The organism is Cellulomonas sp. S1-8 (assembly GCF_026184235.1).
Lineage (GTDB): Bacteria > Actinomycetota > Actinomycetes > Actinomycetales > Cellulomonadaceae > Cellulomonas.
Genome location: NZ_CP110806.1, coordinates 3651624 through 3670193, shown reverse-complemented (window position 1 = coordinate 3670193; position 18570 = coordinate 3651624). Strand labels below are relative to the sequence as shown.

The 18570-nt window shown below is 70.9% G+C and carries 10 protein-coding genes and 1 pseudogene; 8 read left to right on the top strand and 3 right to left on the bottom strand.

Annotation, left to right across the window (positions count from 1 at the left end; genetic code table 11):
• Positions 1–74: 74 nt before the first annotated feature.
• From OKX07_RS16485 to OKX07_RS16475, 3 genes are all read right to left on the bottom strand, one after another.
• Positions 75–977 carry a MaoC/PaaZ C-terminal domain-containing protein gene (locus OKX07_RS16485; RefSeq protein WP_265629074.1) on the bottom strand — a complete coding sequence of 301 codons (903 nt, stop codon included), beginning with the start codon at positions 975–977 and terminating at the stop codon, positions 75–77.
• The gene (locus OKX07_RS16480) at positions 974–2365 is read right to left on the bottom strand and encodes a 3-oxoacyl-ACP reductase (protein WP_265629073.1); all 1392 of its coding nucleotides are present in this window, start codon (positions 2363–2365) and stop codon (positions 974–976) included. Before OKX07_RS16480 ends, OKX07_RS16485 begins: the two co-directional genes overlap by 4 nt.
• 125 nt (positions 2366–2490) lie before the next feature.
• Positions 2491–3828: an acetyl-CoA C-acetyltransferase gene (locus OKX07_RS16475; RefSeq protein WP_265629072.1), complete on the bottom strand. Its 1338-nt coding sequence runs from the start codon at positions 3826–3828 to the stop codon at positions 2491–2493.
• A gap of 123 nt (positions 3829–3951) precedes the next feature.
• Between OKX07_RS16475 and OKX07_RS16470 the strand changes: the two genes are divergently transcribed.
• From OKX07_RS16470 to OKX07_RS16440, 8 genes and pseudogenes are all read left to right on the top strand, one after another.
• Positions 3952–4917 carry a TetR/AcrR family transcriptional regulator gene (locus OKX07_RS16470; protein ID WP_265629071.1) on the top strand — a complete coding sequence of 322 codons (966 nt, stop codon included), beginning with the start codon at positions 3952–3954 and terminating at the stop codon, positions 4915–4917.
• On the top strand, positions 4914–6986 hold the full coding sequence (locus OKX07_RS16465; RefSeq protein WP_265629070.1) for an acyl-CoA dehydrogenase: 2073 nt from the start codon (positions 4914–4916) through the stop codon (positions 6984–6986). Before OKX07_RS16470 ends, OKX07_RS16465 begins: the two co-directional genes overlap by 4 nt.
• Before the next feature lie 478 nt (positions 6987–7464).
• Positions 7465–13698, top strand: coding sequence for an RHS repeat-associated core domain-containing protein (locus tag OKX07_RS16460; RefSeq protein WP_265629069.1), 6234 nt, complete (start codon positions 7465–7467; stop codon positions 13696–13698).
• 3 nt (positions 13699–13701) lie between these two features.
• Positions 13702–13953: a hypothetical protein gene (locus OKX07_RS16455; RefSeq protein ID WP_265629068.1), complete on the top strand. Its 252-nt coding sequence runs from the start codon at positions 13702–13704 to the stop codon at positions 13951–13953.
• A 550-nt stretch (positions 13954–14503) separates the two neighbouring features.
• A pseudogene (locus OKX07_RS20480) lies at positions 14504–14905 on the top strand (polymorphic toxin-type HINT domain-containing protein); the annotation flags it as partial.
• 233 nt (positions 14906–15138) lie between these two features.
• Entirely contained in the window at positions 15139–15288 is a 150-nt protein-coding gene (locus tag OKX07_RS20475; RefSeq protein ID WP_416220881.1) for an HNH/endonuclease VII fold putative polymorphic toxin, read from the top strand.
• A 1621-nt stretch (positions 15289–16909) separates the two neighbouring features.
• On the top strand, positions 16910–17401 hold the full coding sequence (locus tag OKX07_RS16445; protein ID WP_265629066.1) for a hypothetical protein: 492 nt from the start codon (positions 16910–16912) through the stop codon (positions 17399–17401).
• Positions 17402–18211: 810 nt separating this feature from the next.
• Positions 18212–18511, top strand: coding sequence for a hypothetical protein (locus OKX07_RS16440; protein WP_265629065.1), 300 nt, complete (start codon positions 18212–18214; stop codon positions 18509–18511).
• Positions 18512–18570 lie beyond the last annotated feature (59 nt).

Here is an 18570-nt window from a genome sequence, read left to right as displayed (position 1 = left end):
CTGGATTGCTCTCTCGCGGACGGGGTGGGGGGACCCCGCCGCAGGGCGGGAGAGGGCGATCCCGCCCCGGGCCGTCAGGCGGGGAGGGGGGTGACCGCGCCGGAGAGGTGGAGGCGGCCCGTGCGGGGGTGCCACGCGGTGAACGTGTGCCCGTCGTCCTCACGGGCGACGCGGACGTCGACCGTCGCCGGCAGCAGGACGGGGGCGGCGAACTCGACCGACCACGTGAACGCGTCGCCCCGCACGGCGCCGACGTCCGCGAGCGCGCGTGAGGCCGTGTACATCCCGTGGGCGATCGTGCGCTTGAACCCCAGCGCACGGGCCGTCACCGGCGACAGGTGGATGGGGTTGCGGTCGCCGGACACGGCGGCGTAGCGGCGGCCCGTGTCGGCGGGCAGCTCCCAGCGGCCCGTGCGCACCGGCGGTGTGAAGGCGGCGCGCGGGACGTCGTCGCGCGGGGCGTCCGGCAGGCGCACACCCTTGGCGAGGTACGTCGAGATGCCCTGCCACGCGACCTCGCCCGACGCGCTGACCTCCGTCACGAGGTCGACCTGCGTCCCGGACCGGTGCGGTCGCAGCCCCCGCGCCCACGCCCGGACGCCGAGCCGGTCCCCGAGCAGCAGCGGCCTGCGCTGCTCCACGTGGTTGGCCAGGTGCACCATGCCGAGCAGCGGCAGGGGGAAGTCGGGTCGCACCATGAGCGCCGTCGCGACGGGGAACGCGAGCACGTGGACGTACCCGGCGGGCAGGGTGTCCGTCGCGGGCTCGTGCAGCAGGTGCTGGTAGGTGGTCAGGCGGTCGGCGTCGGCGCGGACGTCGTCGACGACGTACGTGACGTCCGGGACCTCCCGCGCCCCGGACCGCGTCCCGCCGGTGACGCCGAGCCGGGCCGATGCGAGCAGGCCGCGCGCGTAGAGCCCGCCGAGCGCGGGCACGTGCGGCAGCGTGACCTCGGTGGTGGGCGCCGGCGTGGTCACCGGCCCACCATGTTCTGCCCGCAGACCCGCAGCGTGCGTCCCACGATCCCGCCGGCCGCGGGCGAGGCGAGGAACGCGACGGCCTCGGCGACGTCGACGGGCTGCCCGCCCTGCTGCAGGGAGTTGAGCCGCCGCGCGACCTGCCGCGTCACCGCGGGGATGCGAGCGGTCATCTCGGTCTCGATGAACCCGGGTGCCACCGCGTTGGCGGTGCCGCCGAACGGTGCGAGCAGCGGTGCGGTCGCCCGGACCATGCCGATGACCCCGCCCTTGGACGCCGCGTAGTTGGTCTGCCCGCGGTTGCCGGCGATGCCGGACGTCGACGCGAGCGACACGATGCGCGGCGCGTCGACGAAGTCGCCGGACGTCAGCAGGGCCTCGTTGATCCGCAGCTGCGCCGCGATGTTGACGGCCAGCACCGACGCCCACCTGTCGTCGCTCATGTTGGCGAGCAGCTTGTCCCGCGTGATCCCGGCGTTGTGCACGACGACGTCGAGACGGCCGTGGCGCGCCTTGGCGTGCGCGAGGATCCGGTCGCCGGCGTCGGGGGCGGTGACGTCGAGCTGCAGCGCGGTGCCGCGCACGCGGTTGGCGACCTGTGCGAGCTGCTCGCCGGCGGCGGGGACGTCGACGGCCACGACGGTGGCGCCGTCGCGCGCGAGCACGTCCGCGATCGAGGCGCCGATGCCGCGCGCCGCGCCGGTGACGACCGCGACCTTGCCGGCCAGCGGCTTCTCCCAGTCGGTCGGGAGCTCGCCCGCGTCGGAGTCGACCTCGAGCAGCTGCCCGTCGACGAATGCCGAGCGCGCCGACAGGAAGAACCGCAGGGCCGCGACGACGCTCGCTGCGGTGACGGGCACGCCCGGCGCGACGACGACGCCGTTGCCGGTCGCGCCGTTGCGCAGCTCCTTGGCGACCGACCGCAGGAACCCGTCGACGCCCTGCCGCGCGGCGGCGACCGCGGGCGCGTCGGAGTCGAGGGCGGGGTGCGAGACGGTCACGACGCGCGCACCCGGCCGCAGGCCTTTGAGGGTCGACGCCGCGGCGAGGACCGGCGCGGTGAGGTCGTCCGGGTGCTCGACGGCCGTGAGGACGAGGACCACGGCGGCGTACCGGACGTCGGGCGTGGCGTGGCGGTGCACCTCGACGTCCCAGCCGTCCAGGACGGCCGGCCCGTCGCCCGTCGGCGTCGCACCGCCCGCGGGGGACGACAGCAGCCTCGCGACCGCGTCGGCGTCGGGCCCGTCGCCCAGGACGAGCGCGGGACCGTCGAGCAGCGGCTGCCCGGGGCGGTGGCGGCGCAGCACGGCCGGCCGGGGCAGGCCGAGCTGCTTCGAGAGCTTCTGGGTGAGTCCGCTGTTGACGAGCTCGAGGTAGCGGTCGGTCATCACGACTCCTGCGTCGTCGGGTGCGGTGCTGGATTGCTCTCTCGCGGGGAGAGAGGGGAGGAACGGGGGGACTGGATCGCCCTCTCACGCCCGGGGGGGTGGGGTGGGAGGGCGGTCCGGCCCGGTCAGGCGGCTTCGAGGAGGGCCGTGAGGCCCAGGCCCCCGGCGGCGCAGATCGAGATCAGCGCGCGGACGGGGGAGTCGTCGCCGGCGGCGACCTGGGCGGCGCGCCGGGTGTGCAGCTCCTTGGCGATGGTCGCCACGATGCGTCCGCCCGTCGCGGCGAACGGGTGCCCGGCCGCCAGCGACGACCCGTGCACGTTGAGCCGTGCGGGGTCGACGGTGCCGAACGCGCCGTCGAGCCCCAGGCGCTCGCGGCCGAACTCCGGCGACCCCCACGCGGCGAGCGTCGTGAGCACGGTCGACGCGAACGCCTCGTGGATCTCGACGTACTGCAGGTCCTCGAGGCGCAGGCCGTGGCGGGCCAGCAGGCGCGGCACCGCGAACACGGGCGCCATGAGCAGCCCGTCGACGCCGTGCACGAAGTCGACGGCGCCGGCCTCGGCGTCGACGACCGCGGCCAGCGGCGTCAGGTCGTGCGCGGCGGCCCACTCGGGGGAGCCGAGCAGCACGGTCGACGCGCCGTCGGTCAGCGGCGTCGAGTTGCCGGCCGTCATCGTGGCGGGGGTGTCCAGGCCGAGGCCGAACGTGGGGCTGAGCTTCGCGAGCTTCTCCAGCGAGGTGTCCGCGCGCAGGTTCGCGTCCCGCGTCAGGCCGCGGTACGGCGTGACGAGGTCGTCGAAGAACCCGGAGTCGTAGGCGGCGGCCAGGCGCTGGTGGCTGCGCAGCGCGAGCTCGTCCTGCGCCTCGCGCGTGATCTGCCACTGGGCGGTCGTCAGGGCCTGGTGCTCTCCCATAGACAGCCGGGTGCGGGGCTCGGACGTGCGCGGCGTGGCGGGGGCGAGGTCCTTCGGGCGCAGCCGCGCGAGGGCCTTGAGCCGCTGCTGCGGGGTCTTCGCGTGCGAGACGTCGAGCAGCACGCGCCGCAGCCGGTCGCTGACGGCGATCGGGGCGTCGGACGTCGTGTCGACGCCGCCGGCGACGGCCGACTCGAGCTGGCCGAGGCGGATCTTGTTCGCCAGCGAGACGACGGTCTCCAGGCCCGTCGCGCACGCCTGCTGCACGTCGTACGCGGGGGTAGTCGCCGCGAGCGCCGAGCCGAGCACGGCCTCGCGCGTGAGGTTGAAGTCGCGGCTGTGCTTCAGCACGGCGCCGGCGGCGACCTCGCCGATCGACTCGCCCTGCAGGCCGTAACGGGCGACGAGCCCGTCGAGGGCGGCGGTGAGCATGTCCTGATTGGAGGACTGCGCGTACTTCCCGCCGGCGCGGGCGAAGGGGATGCGGTTGCCGCCCAGGACGTACGCGGCGCGGGGGGTCGAGGTGCTCGGGTTGCGGGTGGCCATGTGGCGCTCGCTCTCGCATCGGCGTCGGTGGCGTGCGGTCGTGTCGTGGACCTGCCCATGACGGAAGGGACGTTCGTCCCCGATCGGTGTCCAGAACCCACAGTACCTGATACCTTCAGTTGCGTGAGCCCCGTCACTCCGGGAACGTCGACGACGACCTCCCCGACCCGAGCCCGTGCCGCCACGACGGACAGGTCCGTCGTGCGGCTCGTCGTGCCCGCGCCGGACCACCAGGGCGCGCACGCGCCCGACGACGCGGCCGACGAAGCCCCAGCGGACGGCCGTTCGACCCGCTGGGCCGACCACCGCGAGGCCCGCCGCGCGGAGCTCGTGCGCATCGCGCGCCGCACGGTCCACCACCGCGGGCCGGACGTCTCCATGGAGGAGATCGCCGCCGCGGCCGGCACGTCGAAGTCGATCGTCTACCGGTACTTCAGCGACAAGACCGGGCTGCAGATCGCGGTCGCCGAGATGGTCGTGGGGCAGATGCAGGGCGCCCTCGAGGGCGTCCTGCGGGTCGCGCCGACCCCCCGCGACGGCCTGCGCGCGATGGTCGCGGTCTACCTCGAGATGATCGAGTCCTCGCCGCACGTCTACGCGTTCGTCACGCGCGACGGGTCCGTGGAGTCCGGCGGGCCGCTCGGTCACTTCCTCGACTCCGTCACCGCGCTGGTCGCCGCACCGTTCGCGCGCGGTCTCACCGAGGACCGCGACGGCCGCAGCGTCGCGCGCCGCCCCGGCACCGACGACACCGACCCGACCCCCGACCCGACCCCCGACCCGGCGACCAGGGCGCTCGCCGAGACCTGGGCCGCGGGGGCCGTCGGCTTCGTCCGCGGGGCCGGTGAGCGGTGGTTGGCCGACCGCGCCGAGCCCGGCAGCCCCGACCGCGCGACGCTCACCGCGCAGGTTGCCGCATGGCTGTGGGCCGGGCCCGTCGGCATGCTCGCGCGCACCCACCCGCGCCCCACGTCCGTCCGCCCCGACGACGACGCAGGCCCGACCGGCCCCGCAGACCCCGCCCTCCCGGCGGACCAGCAGCACACGGCCGGCGACGCCGCCGCCCACACCCCCAGGGAGCAGCGATGACCACCACCACCGACCGCCCCACGACCCGCGCCACCGACGCGACCACCCCCCGCGTCGACGTCGCCGCCCTGGAGAACCTGCTGCTGGGGCAGTACGCGGACCTGCGCCGCGAGGCGCGCGCCGTCACGGCCGACCCCGACTTCCAGAAGATCGAGGGCCAGCCGATGGCCGAGCACCGCGAGCGCGTCCTCGGGCAGCTCCGCCGCCTCGCCTCGGACCACGACGTCCTGCGCGCCTTCCCGACGCACCTGGGCGGCGCCGACGACCACGGCGGCTCGCTGGCGCGGTTCGAGGAGCTCGTCACGGGGGACCCGTCGCTGCAGATCAAGGCCGGGGTGCAGTGGGGGCTGTTCGCGTCCGCGATCCTGCACCTGGGCACCGAGCACCACCACGAGACCTTCCTGGCCGACGCCATGCACCTGCGCGTGCCCGGCGCGTTCGCGATGACGGAGGCCGGGCACGGGTCCGACGTCGCGTCGATCGGCACGACCGCCGAGTACGACGCCGCGACGCAGGAGTTCGTGATCCACACGCCGTTCCGCAACGCGTGGAAGGACTACCTGGGCAACGCGGCCGTGCACGGGACGGCCGCGGTCGTGTTCGCCCAGCTCGTCACGGCGACCCCCGGCGGTGAGCGCGTGAACCACGGCGTGCACGCGTTCTACGTCCCGATCCGCGACCCGCAGACGCTCGCGTTCCTCCCGGGCGTCGGGGGCGAGGACGACGGCGTCAAGGGCGGCCTCAACGGCATCGACAACGGGCGCCTGCACTTCACGCACGTCCGGGTGCCGCGGACCCACCTGCTCAACCGGTACGGCGACGTCGCCCCCGACGGCACGTACACCTCGCCCATCGCCAGCCCGGGTCGCCGGTTCTTCACGATGCTCGGCACGCTCGTGCAGGGCCGCGTCTCGCTCGACGGCGCCGCGGCGAACGCCAGCAAGATGGCGCTCGCGATCGCGGTGACGTACGGCAACCAGCGCCGCCAGTTCGCGGGCGGCACCGCCGACGAGGTCGTGCTGCTGGACTACGGGCAGCACCAGCGCCGGCTGCTGCCGCTGCTCGCCGACGCGTACGCGACGTCGTTCGCCCACGAGGAGCTGCTCGCGGCGTTCGACGAGGTGTTCTCCGGCCGCGGTGACACCCCCGAGCAGCGCGAGGACCTCGAGACGCTCGCCGCGGCGCTCAAGCCGACGTCGTCGTGGAACGCCCTACGCACGCTGCAGGTCTGCCGCGAGGCGTGCGGCGGCGCCGGCTACCTGGCGGAGAACCGGCTCACCGGACTGCACGCCGACCTCGACGTCTACGCGACGTTCGAGGGCGACAACACCGTCCTCTACCAGCTCGTCGCCAAGCGGCTGCTCGGTGACTACGCGAAGTCGCTCGCAGCGGTGCAGACGGACCGCGGGGACCTCGCGCGGTTCGTCGTCGACCGCGTCACGGACGCCGCCCTGCACCGCACGCCGCTGGTGCGGGCCGTGCAGACGCTCGGGGACCGCGGGGACGCGCGGCGGTCGGTCGGGCAGCTGCGCGACACGCAGACCCAGCGCGACCTGCTCACGGACCGCGTCGAGACGATGGTCGCGCACGTCGCGCAGGCCCTCGCCCCGGCCCGCCGGCTCAGCCCGGAGAAGGCGGCGGACCTGTTCAACACCCACCAGCACCAGCTCATCGAGGCGGCGCGCGCGCACGCCGAGCGCGTGCACTGGGAGGCGTTCACGCGGGCCGTCGAGCGCGTCGAGGACCCCGGCACCCGGCAGGTCCTGACGTGGGTGCGCGACCTGTTCGGCCTCACGCTCATCGAGCGCAACCTGGCCTGGTACCTCATCAACGGGCGCCTGTCGGCGGGCCGCGCGCGCACGGTGACGTCGTACATCGACCGCCTGCTGGGGCGCCTGCGGCCGCACGCGCAGGACCTCGTCGACGCGTTCGGCTACGGCCCGGAGCACCTGCGCGCGCCGATCGCGTCGGGCGTCGAGCGCGTCCGCCAGGACGAGGCGCGGGCGCACTACCGGGCGCAGCGGGCCAGCGGCGACGCGCCGATCCCGGAGAAGCACGCGATGCGCTGAGGCACGGGGCTGCCGGGCTGCCGGGCTGTCGCGTAGCCGCCGAGCTCGCACTTCGGCGGCTTCTCGGCCGCCGGTCACCGCCGAACTGCGAGCTCGGCGGCGCAGGCGGTGCTGGCGGACGTGCGGCTCGCGGCGTGCGGGGGTGGACGCCCGTCGAACAGCGGCTGAGGGCCTGAGTCGCAGGCAGGCCTCAACCCCCGCCGAGCATGAGAGTCTTCTCATGCTCGGCGCCGTTGTGGACAAACGCCCATGATCCTGGGCAAGTGGGACGCGCCGGAGCGACCTGCAAGGACGCCTCCGCGAGCTGCCGGCGTCCGTGCCGGTCAGGCCCGCGACGTGCGGCCTGTGGTCGTCTCGCGATCCGGGCGACACCTGGCGGACCGCTGGTCGCTGCCCCTTGGGTGAGCCCTGCTCGACTGCCGCAGGGGGCGGTCGCGAGGCACGGTGACATGGCTGTCGGCGTGCGTAGGGGGTCGGTATGTCCACGCGTCCGCGTCGCTCCGTCGTGCGTCTCTTCACGGCGTACGTCCTGGCACCTGTCGTCGCTGTCACCGGGGTCGTGCTCGCACCACCGATCGCCGCCGCGGCACCGGCGCCCCCGGCGCCGGTCGCGCAGGACGGAGCCGCACCGGTCGAGCGGCCGCTGCCGGCCAACGCCGTCCGCGAGGGCGACCCCGACGACGTCCCGATCGAGCCGCCGGCCGTCCCGGTGTCCGAGCAGGCGCCGGTCAACCCGCCCCTGCTGCCCGGCCTCGCGCGGCCGTCCGGGTCGCAGTTCAGCGGCGAGGCGCCGACGTTCGCCGCCACGGCGGCGGAGGTGCTCGCCGACGGCGGTGCCCGTGACCTCGTCGTGCGTCCCGGGTACCTGCTGGGCGACACGTCGCTCGTCGTGTACTTCGACGCGGACGTCGCGGACGGGGACCCGACCTCGTGGGCCCGCTGGCGCGCGACCGTCACCGACGTCGAGGCCGGGACCCAGCAGGTGTCCACCGACCTGGGCCGCGAGGACCTGTCGCGGTGTGGTGCCCCGCGCGAGTTCTGCCGCAGCTTCGGTGCCGCCGACGGCTGGACGCTGGACCCGGCCCGGCAGTACACGGTCACGATCTCCCTGCTCGCGGACGACGGCACGACGCTCGACTCGCCGCCGTCGGCGCCCGCGAACCCCCGCACGACGGCGACCCCTCCCGCCCTGCCGGCCGAGCAGGCCGCGGGCTGCGCGTGCGCCAACGTGCTGGGCCGCACGGTCGACGGCCAGGAGCTGCGCGGTGCGCTCGTCAACACCGGTACCGGCGCGTTCAACCGCACCGAGCGCGACCTGACGATGACGTCGTACGGCATCCCGTTCGAGGCCGTGCGCTTCTACTCGTCGGCCAACACCGGGACCGGCATGTTCGGCGCCGGGTGGACGTGGACGTACGACGCCCGCATCGTCGCCCCCGACGCCGGCGCCGACGCCGTGCGGGTGCGCGCCGAGGACGGCTCGGAGGCCGTGTACGCGCGCACCGCCGACGGCTACCAGCGCCCCGCGGGCGTGCGCGCCGTGCTGACCGACCGCGCCGGAGGCGGCTGGGTGCTCACCCCGCCCGACCAGCGCCGGCTCACGTTCGACGCCCAGGGCAAGCTGCTGTCCGTCACCGACGCCCGCGGCCACGGCGTGACCCTGGCGTACGGGTCGAACGGCCTGCTCGCCTCGCTGACGGACGCCGCGGGCCGCGTCGTGCGCGTCGAGATGCGCCAGGACGTGCGCGCCATCAGCAAGCTCACGCTCCCCGACGGGCGCAGCGTGCAGTTCGACTACCAGGACGGCCGCCTGCTGAAGGTGCAGGACGCCCGGAACTACACGTGGCAGTACCACTACGACTCGGCCGGGCGCCTCGACCACGTGCAGGACGCGCGGGGCAAGCGGGACGTCGCCAACGAGTACGCGGACGGTCGCGTGGTGCGCCAGACGGACGCCGCGGGCGCGGTGACGACGTTCGCGTGGGACGCGGCCGAGGAGGTCGCGACGACGACCGACCCCGACGGTGTGGTCTCGCGCGACGGGTACCGCGAGAACGTGCTGCTGTGGTCGCGCAACGGCCAGGGCGACACCGTGACGTACCGGTACGACGACAAGCTCAACGAGTCCCTCGTCGTCGACCCGGAGGGCAACCAGTCCGGTGCGCTGCACGACGCTGCCGGCAACCCCGTCGAGCGCCAGGCGCCGGCACCGTTCGACTGGAGAGAGCGCAACGCGTTCGACGCGGGCAACAACCTCCGGACGCACACGGACGGCCGCGGCAACACCTGGACGTACACGTACGACGAGCAGAACGGGATCACCGGCCAGAAGGACCCGGAGCAGGACGAGGGGTACAAGTACACGTACGAGAGCCGCGGCCTGCTCGAGACGCGCACCGACCCGCGCGGCAAGGTGACGCGGTACGAGTACGACGCCGTGGGCAACCGCACCGCCGAGGTCACGCCCACGGGACGCCGCACGGAGTTCACCTACGACCAGACGGGCCGGCTCGTGTCGGTCGTCGACCCGCGCGGCACGGTCGCCGGCGCGAACAAGGACCAGTTCCGCACGCGCTACGCCTACGACCAGCAGGACCGGCTCGTCGAGCGCCGTGACCCGGGCAAGGACGCGCCGGTCAAGACCACGTACGACGAGATCGGCAACGTCGTCGTGGTCACCGACCAGCTCGCGAACTCCTCCCGGTACACGTACGACGACTCGTCGCGCCTGGTGACGCTGAAGGACCCGAAGGGCAACGTCACGGAGTACACGTACACCGCGGCGGGGCGCACGGCGTCGGTCACGGACGGCGAGGGCAACCGGTCCACCTGGACGTACGACGGGCAGGGGCGGGTCGCCACCGAGCGCCTGCCGCTGGGCAACGCGGCGCAGCGCGACGGGGAGTCGGACGAGGCGCTGGCGACGCGACGCGCGGCGTACACGACGACGTTCCACTACGACTTCCGGGGCAACCTCGTGCGCGCCGAGCGCCCGGACGCCCAGGGGCGTCTGGTCCAGGTCGACTCGCGGTTCGACGAGCTGGGCCGCCCGGTCGAGCAGATCGACGAGCTCGGCGCGACGACGGAGATGTCGTACGACGCCGCCGGGAACGTCACGGGCATGAAGGACGAGGACGGCGACGCGCTCGGCATGACGTACGACGACGCCAACCGCCGCACGGGCGGCTCGGGCGTGGCGTCCCCGGCGCAGATCGAGTACGACCAGGTCGGCAACCCGACGCGTCAGGTCACCGCCTCGGGTGGCGTCATCACGTGGGAGTACGACGACGACGGCCGACCGGTCGCGATCACCGAGCCGCGCGGTCACCTCGAGGGGGCCGACCCGGCCGCGTTCACGACCCGGTACACCTACGACCAGGCCGGCAACCCGGTCGAGGTCCGTGACCCGCTGGGCAACGTCACGCGCTCGGCGTACGACGCGGTCGGGCGGCTCGTCAGCGCCACGGACGCGGCGGGCTCGGCCGTGCAGTACGGCTACGACGCCGCCGACCGGCTGCTCACCGTCCGCGGACCCGACGCCACGGGCGACCAGCAGGTCCTGCGGTACACCTACGACGCCAACGGCCAGATCACGGGGCGTCGTGACCCGCTGGGGCACGAGACGAAGCTCGAGTACGACCGTGCCGGGCGCACGGTCGCGTCGACCGACGCCAACGGGCGGCGCCGGGAGTACGTGTACGACGCGAACTCCAACCTCACGCAGCTCGTCACGGCGCGCGTCGTCGAGGGCGACCCGCGGCTCGACCCGAACCGCGACGCGCGGACGGTCGCACTGCAGTACGACACGCTCGACCGGCTGGTGAGCCGCAAGCTCGGCACGCAGGGTGAGCTGTTCACGTTCGGGTACGACGCCAAGAACCGGCTCGTCTCGATGGCCGACCCGCGCGGCGTGCGGTCGCACGAGTTCGACACCACCGGGCGGTTGTCCGAGGTGACGCGCACCGATGTCGGCGGTGCGGTGGAGACGTTCACCTACGGCTACGACGACCAGGACAACCTCACCGAGCGGACGTACCCGGACGGCACCACGGTCACGGCGTCGTACGACGTCGCGGACCGCCTGACGTCGCTCACGGCGGCGGGCGCGGGGCGCTCGGCGACGTACGGCTTCGGGTGGGACGTCGCCGACCAGCTCACGTCGATCACGTTCCCGGGGGCCACCGGGCTGACGGAGGAGCGCTCGTACGACCCGGCGGGACGCATGACGCGCGTCGCGACGACCCGCGCCGGGGGCGAGGTCGTCTCGGCTCACGACGTCGTGCGGGACGCGGTCGGCAACCCGTTACGCATCACGGAGACGCGCAACGCCGGGGGGCCGGAGGTCGTCGAGGCGACGTCGTACGCGTACGACAAGGCGCACCGCCTGACGTCCGCCTGCTACGGCGCACAGAGCTGCGAGCCGGGGGCGCCGGCCGCCGAGCGGTACGACTACGGCTACGACCTGGTCGGCAACCGCACGTCGCACGCGGTCACCACGGCGACGGGCAAGGCCACGACCACGGCGACGTACGACGCGGGCGACCAGCTCACCCGCGAGCAGACGACCGTCACCGGGACGCTCACCGGGATCCCGGACGTCGAGGCCGGGACGCGGGAGTACACCTACGACGCCGAGGGCAACCTGACGTCGGACGGTGAGGAGACGTACGAGTACCACCTGGACCGCACGCTCGCCTCGGCGACGTCGGACGGGACGTCCACGACGTACGCGTACGACGCGGCGGGGATGCGGTTGTCGTCGACGAGCACGGACGAGGCCGGGGCGACCGGGTCGACGGCGTGGGCGTGGGACGTGAACGGCGGGCTGCCGACGATCGCGACGGAGACGCGGACCGGGACGGACGGGGAGGGGACGACCTCGTTCCTGTACGCGCCGGACGGGTCGCCGCTGGGTCTGGCCGAGGGCGGGGAGCAGTTCTCGCACTACGTGCGGGACTGGCTGGGCGGCACATCGGCGGTGGTGTCGGCGGCCGGTGAGGCGCAGTGGGCCTACGACTACGACCCGTTCGGTGGGGCGCGGGGCACCGACCTGGAGGCCGGTGGGCAGCGGCTCGCGGAGGACGCGCCGGGCAACCCGATGCAGTTCACCGGTGGGTACCGCGACGACACGCAGTCGGGCAGGTACCACCTGCGGGCGCGCAACTACGACACGGGGACGGGTCGGTTCGACTCGGTGGACCCGGTGGTGGGCTCGGGGCAGGTGACGGCGGTGTCGTCGTACGCGTACGCGTCGAACCGTCCGACAGCGATGACGGACCCCACGGGGAGGGAGCCGCGCCCGCACCACCTGAGCGGGGCGCCGCAGCCGACGGCGACCGATCCGTATGTGACGCAGCGTGCGGCGGCGAAGAAGGCGGTTCAGGAGGCTGAGGCGTTCGTCGCGCAGATCGGTGACGAGATCGTCGGTCTGGTGCTGGACCTGATCGGGTACACCGATGCGAAGAAGTGCATCAGTGAGGGCGATGTCGGGGCGTGCATCTCCACGGCGTTGAACGCGGTGCCGTGGGGAAAGATGTTCAAGGCTGCGAAGGTCGCGATCAAGGCGATCGGTGTGGGCAAGCGGCTGATCGAGGGGTATTCGAAGCTCAAGGCCGCGAGCAAGGCGTTGGCGGACATCCCGAAGTGGAATCCGAAGGTCGTGCCGGACGCGGCTGCGATCAAGCAGGCGAACACGGCTGCGGAGCAGGCCAGGGCGGCGGCGAACCAGTCGCGCACGGTGGCCTCGCGTACGTCGCGGGAGGTCGATGACGCCAAGCGTGCGAACGACCAGGCGCGCAAGGCGGCGGACAACAAGAAGTCCGAGACGTGCAACACGAACTCGTTCGTGCCGGGTACCGGTGTGGTGATGGCTGACGGGTCGGTCAAGGCGATCGACGACGTGGCCGTGGGTGACACGGTCGTGGCGGTCGCTGCGGACGGGTCCAGGACGCACCGGCAGGTGGTCGCCACGATCACCGGGCACGGCGCGAAGGATCTCGTCGGCCTGACGCTGGTCGGGTCGGGGGGTGGTGGGCCGCCCGCGGACGAGACGATCACTGCGACCGACGGTCACCTGTTCCTCACGGCCGGCGGCGAGTGGGTGCCGGCCAAGGACCTGCAGGTCGGGGACCAGCTCGTCGACCCCGACGGGACGCCGGTCGCCATCGCAGCGGTCGAGCACGACACGGTCGTCGCAACGGTCCACAACCTCACCGTCGACACCGACCACACGTACACCGTCGCCACCACCACCGGCGCCCCGGTCGTCACGCACAACGACAGCGTCCGTGACGCCATGGGCGGGGCCCAGGTGGCCAACAGCTGCCGATGGGTTGATGAGGGGGGCGACCTCCGTTCCGGACGGCCGTCGATGTCGCGCCGTGCCTACGACTATCAGTCCGGAGCACCGGGTGCGCGCTCGAACGCCGCCACAGGACGTTCCATGGCCCCCCAGCTCGTGATGCCAGGCGCGGACGGAAGCGTGGTGACTGCGCGCTTCGACGGACTCGACGGTCTTGAGATCATCGACCGCAAGACGAACCCGATGTTCACGGCCAAGGCGGTGGACCAGGCCCGGCGACAGGCCGGGGTGGCGGCCTACAACGGGTATCAGGCAGTATGGGAGTTGCCCACAGCAGAAGCCGCCGCCGCGGCCAATCGCTTCTTGGACTACGCCAAGGTGTCGACGATTAGCGTCAGGATCGCGGGATGAAGAATGAACTCTGAACCACTCGTCAGGAGCGTTCTCGCGGCACTTCTCCTGCTGGAGAACTCGGACGACTCGGAGGTCGATCCGGACGTGGCTGTAGCGGGCATGGAGGCGATATCACATGAGCTGCAGAAGATGACGCCCTCCGACATCGAGGAGTTCGTCGTTCTCGTGGAGCGTATCGCCGACAGCGAGGAAGAGCCTGCCTATCGCGAGTTCTACCGGTCCGTCCCATTCGCGCTCGGAATCTCGGCTTAGTTCGCGGGGTGATTCGAGCGAACGCCGGCGGTGTGGTAGCCGAGAGATCGCTATCCTTCCACGGTCGGAAGCTCGGCACCACGGGACGTGAGGCGGCGCCTTGGTGACGACAAGTTCATCTCGTTTCAGTTGGCTGATCGGTGAACGCGTCGCAGGCCGTGTCGCGATGATGGGTCTCGCCGGACGTGTGGCGTCGAACCTCTGAGCGTTCGGCGCCCGGTCCAACAACGCGACGGTCGCGGCAGACCATGACCGCGTCCGCGGTGGCAAGCGGCTGATCGAGGGGTATTCGAAGCTCAAGGCCGCGAGCAAGGCGTTGGCGGACATCCCGAAGTGGAATCCGAAGGTCGTGCCGGACTCGGCTGCGATCAAGCAGGCGAACACCGCTGCGGAGCAGGCGAGGGCGGCTGCGAACCAGTCGCGCACGGTGGCCTCGCGTACGTCTCGCGAGGTCGATGACGCCAAGCGTGCGAACGACCAGGCGCGCAAGGCGGCGGAGAACAAGAAGTCCGAGACGTGCAACTCGTTCGTCCCGGGCACGGGTGTGGTGATGGCCGACGGGTCGGTCAAGGCGATCGACGACGTGGCCGTGGGCGACACGGTCGTGGCGGTCGCTGCGGACGGGTCCAGGACGCACCGGCAGGTGGTCGCCACGATCACCGGGCACGGCGCGAAGGATCTCGTCGGGCTGACCTTGGTCGGGTCGGGGGGTGGTGGGCCGCCCGCGGACGAGACGATCACTGCGACCGACGGTCACCTGTTCCTCACGGCCGACGGCGAGTGGGTGCCGGCCAAGGACCTGCACGTCGGGGACCAGCTCGTCGACCCCGATGGCACGCCCGTCTCCATCGCCGCCATCGACCACGACTCGGTCGTCGCCACGGTCCACAACCTCACCGTCGACACCGACCACACGTACACGGTCGTCACTGCGGGCCGCACTGACGTCGTCACCCATAACGACAACTTGCCGCGTAGGAAAGGCCTTCGCGACACGATTCAGGGTGCGCAGGACGCCGAGGTATGCCCCGCTCAGGGTAAGCGTCCATCGAATCTGTCCCCGGTCGGGGCGGGACGGTCGGGGGCGCTGAATCAAGCAAAGCGCGACTCTGGCGTTCCCGCGAGCATGAGCCCGACCCGCACGCTCCCCAATCTCGACAGAAGGGGAATGTCCAGCCCGGGAGGTTGTACGAGTTCGATATTCCTGCACCGGGTGGTGGTACGCGCACCGCGCGAATTCGAGACGACGCAGGAGGCCATGTCTTCCCCGACGACCCGACGCAGAATCGAGGGCCGCATTTCAACACGGAGGACGGTGCGCACTATGATTACTAGCACCATGCGCATCACTCGCGAGACGTTGGACTCCTGGCCCGCGCTTCAGGCCGCTGCGCTTGGCGACTCGTACGGCGTCATGTCGTTCGATGTGCCCGGTGCCGACCATGAAGCTGGAGTCAGTGCGGCCGCTGCAGAGTTCGCGGCCGTGGTTGCTGACGTGGGAGCTAGACTCGCTTCCTCGTCATGGGTCCTCATCGCAAGGTTGGGGTCCGTCGACGTATCGAATCGTCTGGCTGCCCGCCGTCTCCAGTTGAGTGGACCATGGCAACTTCCCGGTGTGAGCGCGTTCAGTGGTCTTGCGGGGGAGAAACGCTGGTGGCATGAAGATGAAGGCGACGGTCGCGCCAGAGTCTATGGCCACGTTGAGATAGCGCGTTCGAACATCGCGGAGGCGTTGGTCGCGAGTCGGGCCCTGGATTCAGTCTTGATTGGATCGGGCGATCAGACACCTGTGTCACTCGGAAGTGTCGGAGGTGACCGTCGGAAACTTTTCGAAATAGCAGCAGCGATGCTCCTTGAGGGCGCCCGGTGCGTAGCTCGAACCTACGGTGAGTTCGACGATGCTTCAGCCGGTGTCGACGTCGTCGCGTCCATGCTTCTACTCGATCGTTGCGAGGTCGTGCTTCGCGAACATCGCGACTTGTAGTTGACCGGAGAATGAGGGCGGTGAGTGCGCCCAGTCGCGGAGCGGCACTTGAGATTGGCGTCCTGGACAGCTTGAAGTTCGGAGACGGTTCATATGTGGCAATAATGGTGTAGGAAGCCGACACCGAGCCGTCATGTGATGCGCCAGCCTGGGTTTCATGGACGGAATCCGTGCGCGGGACGGTGCTGTGCTCCGGTTCGGATACGACCGGAAATTCGGAGTGAGATCGGCCAGCGGCTGGGTGACGACGTTCTTCCGGCCCGAGCGCGGGATGCGATACTTCGAAGATGCACTCCGAGAGTGACGTCCACGAGGGCGCCCAAGAGGACGCAATGTTGACGCCCGATTATGTAGTCGCGTGTGACGGGCTCTTCCGCAGTGCTCTCGGGCGAGCTGCAGACATTCTTCCGATCTTTGCGATGGCGCGGTGGAGCCGTTTTGTCGACGACGTCCTTGCAGGGTATGTCGGAGATGAGTACAGCCTGTTGAACGACGCAAGTCCTCGGTCGGTCCTCGAAGAGTTTCTGACGTCCCCACCGCTGCACGCGTACGGCGAGACCGCTGACGTGCGACAGCGTGTCGCAGACCTGGACACTCGGTTGCAGGAGGTGTGGATGCCGGGAGTGCTACGGCCTCATGCGGCATGGTGGCTTGGCGGCGGATGGGGAGTGCCATGCAAGGGCTGGATCGCTACAAGGAGCGCCCCGCGGTGTTCGTCGGTGCATATGACGACGCAACGGGACAGGTCGGGTCCTTCGCCTCCGAGATCGGCGGACGCCATGCAGAGGAGGTCGCACGAGCCGCCGTGCCGAACGCACGGCTGACCGAGCCGATGGGTTGGCGTCAGCCGAAGGGGTCGGCTAGCGAAAGCTGGCAGGTCATACCTGTCTGCGCGAGGGTATGCCAGCCACAGTTTGGTCAAGGTCTGTTTCCGCCAGGCACACCTGGCCAGGCGGGAGGAGCGTGGGGAAGGTGAGTTCATCGGTCGCGCAACGCCAGTTGAAGCTTATCCACTGGGACATGACGGAGTCCGGAAGTGGCCCGGAGGCGGCGGCGGTAGCCAGGGACCTCGAGATGCTTCTTTTCGCAACCGAGGAGTCAGACGACGGTTCCTATGAGAGACTCGAGAACGTGGTCGAGTCGCAGGGGCACCTGTTCGATTGCTCTCCAGCTGCTGTGTCTGTCATCATTGCAGCCGTAACCGAGGGCTCGATCCAGCCCGCAGCTCTTGCGTCGTCGCTCGACCTTCTCGGACGGATGGTTGGACCCAGCTCGGCGCCCCTAAGCCCCGAACCTCGTCAAAATAATCTGCGCGAGGCTTGCCGCCTGGAAGCAATTAAAGGGTACTGGGCTCTCGTCGTTGTCGCGAGGGAGCGTGACCGCTACAACGCTTGGCGGGCTGCCGAAAGCGTCCTGGCAATCCTTGATAAAGAGCACTCCCGAGCGATCCTTGAGGGGGAGTAGGTCGCGCATCGAGGGTGGTGGCAAAATCGCGGGAACCCAGCATTCTGCTGCTCAACTCGTTTTACGTTCTTGCGACAGAACGAACGTTGTCTCCGTTGCCGACCAGAGATTTTGGAAACGGTGATAATTGTACTATCAAATTGTCGGAGGTCGCGACGGGACCTCGCTCACGACGTGCGAGTCCTGACCAGGGGTGGGCGCATCGGACGCGTACGTCGAGTGGTGGGCGCTCGGTGTGGACCCGGTCGTGGTGGTCGACCGACTTCTCGGCGCCGGCCTGCAGACGGCGAGGGAAGTTCGATCCGGACTGGTCGACGTGCTGGAGGCAGTGGGTGAGAGTATTCCGACCTCGTTGCCGGAGTTCCGGGACTTGTTGCGTCTCGGCGATCAGCGCATCACATTCTCATCGACGCGGTCGATGACGGGGTCTACGAGTGCTGGCGCTGCGGCCAGACGTCGACCAACCCCGCCAACATGCACCTCGGACACCGCAACGTTCCTACCTCGAAGGGTGGGAACCTGAGCCCTGAGAATGTCTGCCTCGAAGGTGCCGCGTGCAACCTCAGCGCAGGTAACCGTGGCAGACCCAAGCCTGGCATGTCGTGCGTCGAGCGGGGCAGCTGTGGTGCCCCGTACGGAAGGACGGATTAATGGCAGCAACGACGATGCGGATCTGGGCGGCCGAAAAGACGTCTGGCGAGCGGGTCGACGAGGAAGTCCTCGTCGAAGAGATGGGTGAGGGAAGGTGGCGCCTGATCGCCTCACCCGGTCTCGCACAGGGTATCGCCGCCGACGACGTGATCGAGCTTGATGAGGCGAGGCGAGCACGGCCGGTCAGCAGCGGGGAATCTCGCCATCCATGTCTTTGCCCCCGCAGACCAGGGAGACGATCTTTTCCGCCGAATGAGTGCATTGGGTGGTCGGCGAGATGGTCAGACGCCCTCGCTCACCGTCTACACGGTGCCGGTCGCTGCGGGGTTCTCTGCAATCGAAGCGATTCTCGCCGATTTCACCCGTTCGCACCCTTCCGCCGAGTGGTACTACGGCAACGTCTATGACAATGACGGCGTGACGCCCCTGCGGTGGTGGGAGACTGATCAGATCGACTGAGGCGTCACGAACGTCGACGAGCATGATTTGATCAGATCTCTGATCGCGTCGTGCTGCAT

Coding starts and splice junctions, on each gene's coding strand:
- OKX07_RS16480 (WP_265629073.1), bottom strand. CDS start 2,365: ATGACCGACCGCTACCTCGAGCTCGTCAACAGCGGACTCACCCAGAAG.
- OKX07_RS16440 (WP_265629065.1), top strand. CDS start 18,212: ATGAGGCGAGGCGAGCACGGCCGGTCAGCAGCGGGGAATCTCGCCATC.
- OKX07_RS16475 (WP_265629072.1), bottom strand. CDS start 3,828: ATGGCCACCCGCAACCCGAGCACCTCGACCCCCCGCGCCGCGTACGTC.
- OKX07_RS16460 (WP_265629069.1), top strand. CDS start 7,465: ATGTCCACGCGTCCGCGTCGCTCCGTCGTGCGTCTCTTCACGGCGTAC.
- OKX07_RS16455 (WP_265629068.1), top strand. CDS start 13,702: ATGAACTCTGAACCACTCGTCAGGAGCGTTCTCGCGGCACTTCTCCTG.
- OKX07_RS16465 (WP_265629070.1), top strand. CDS start 4,914: ATGACCACCACCACCGACCGCCCCACGACCCGCGCCACCGACGCGACC.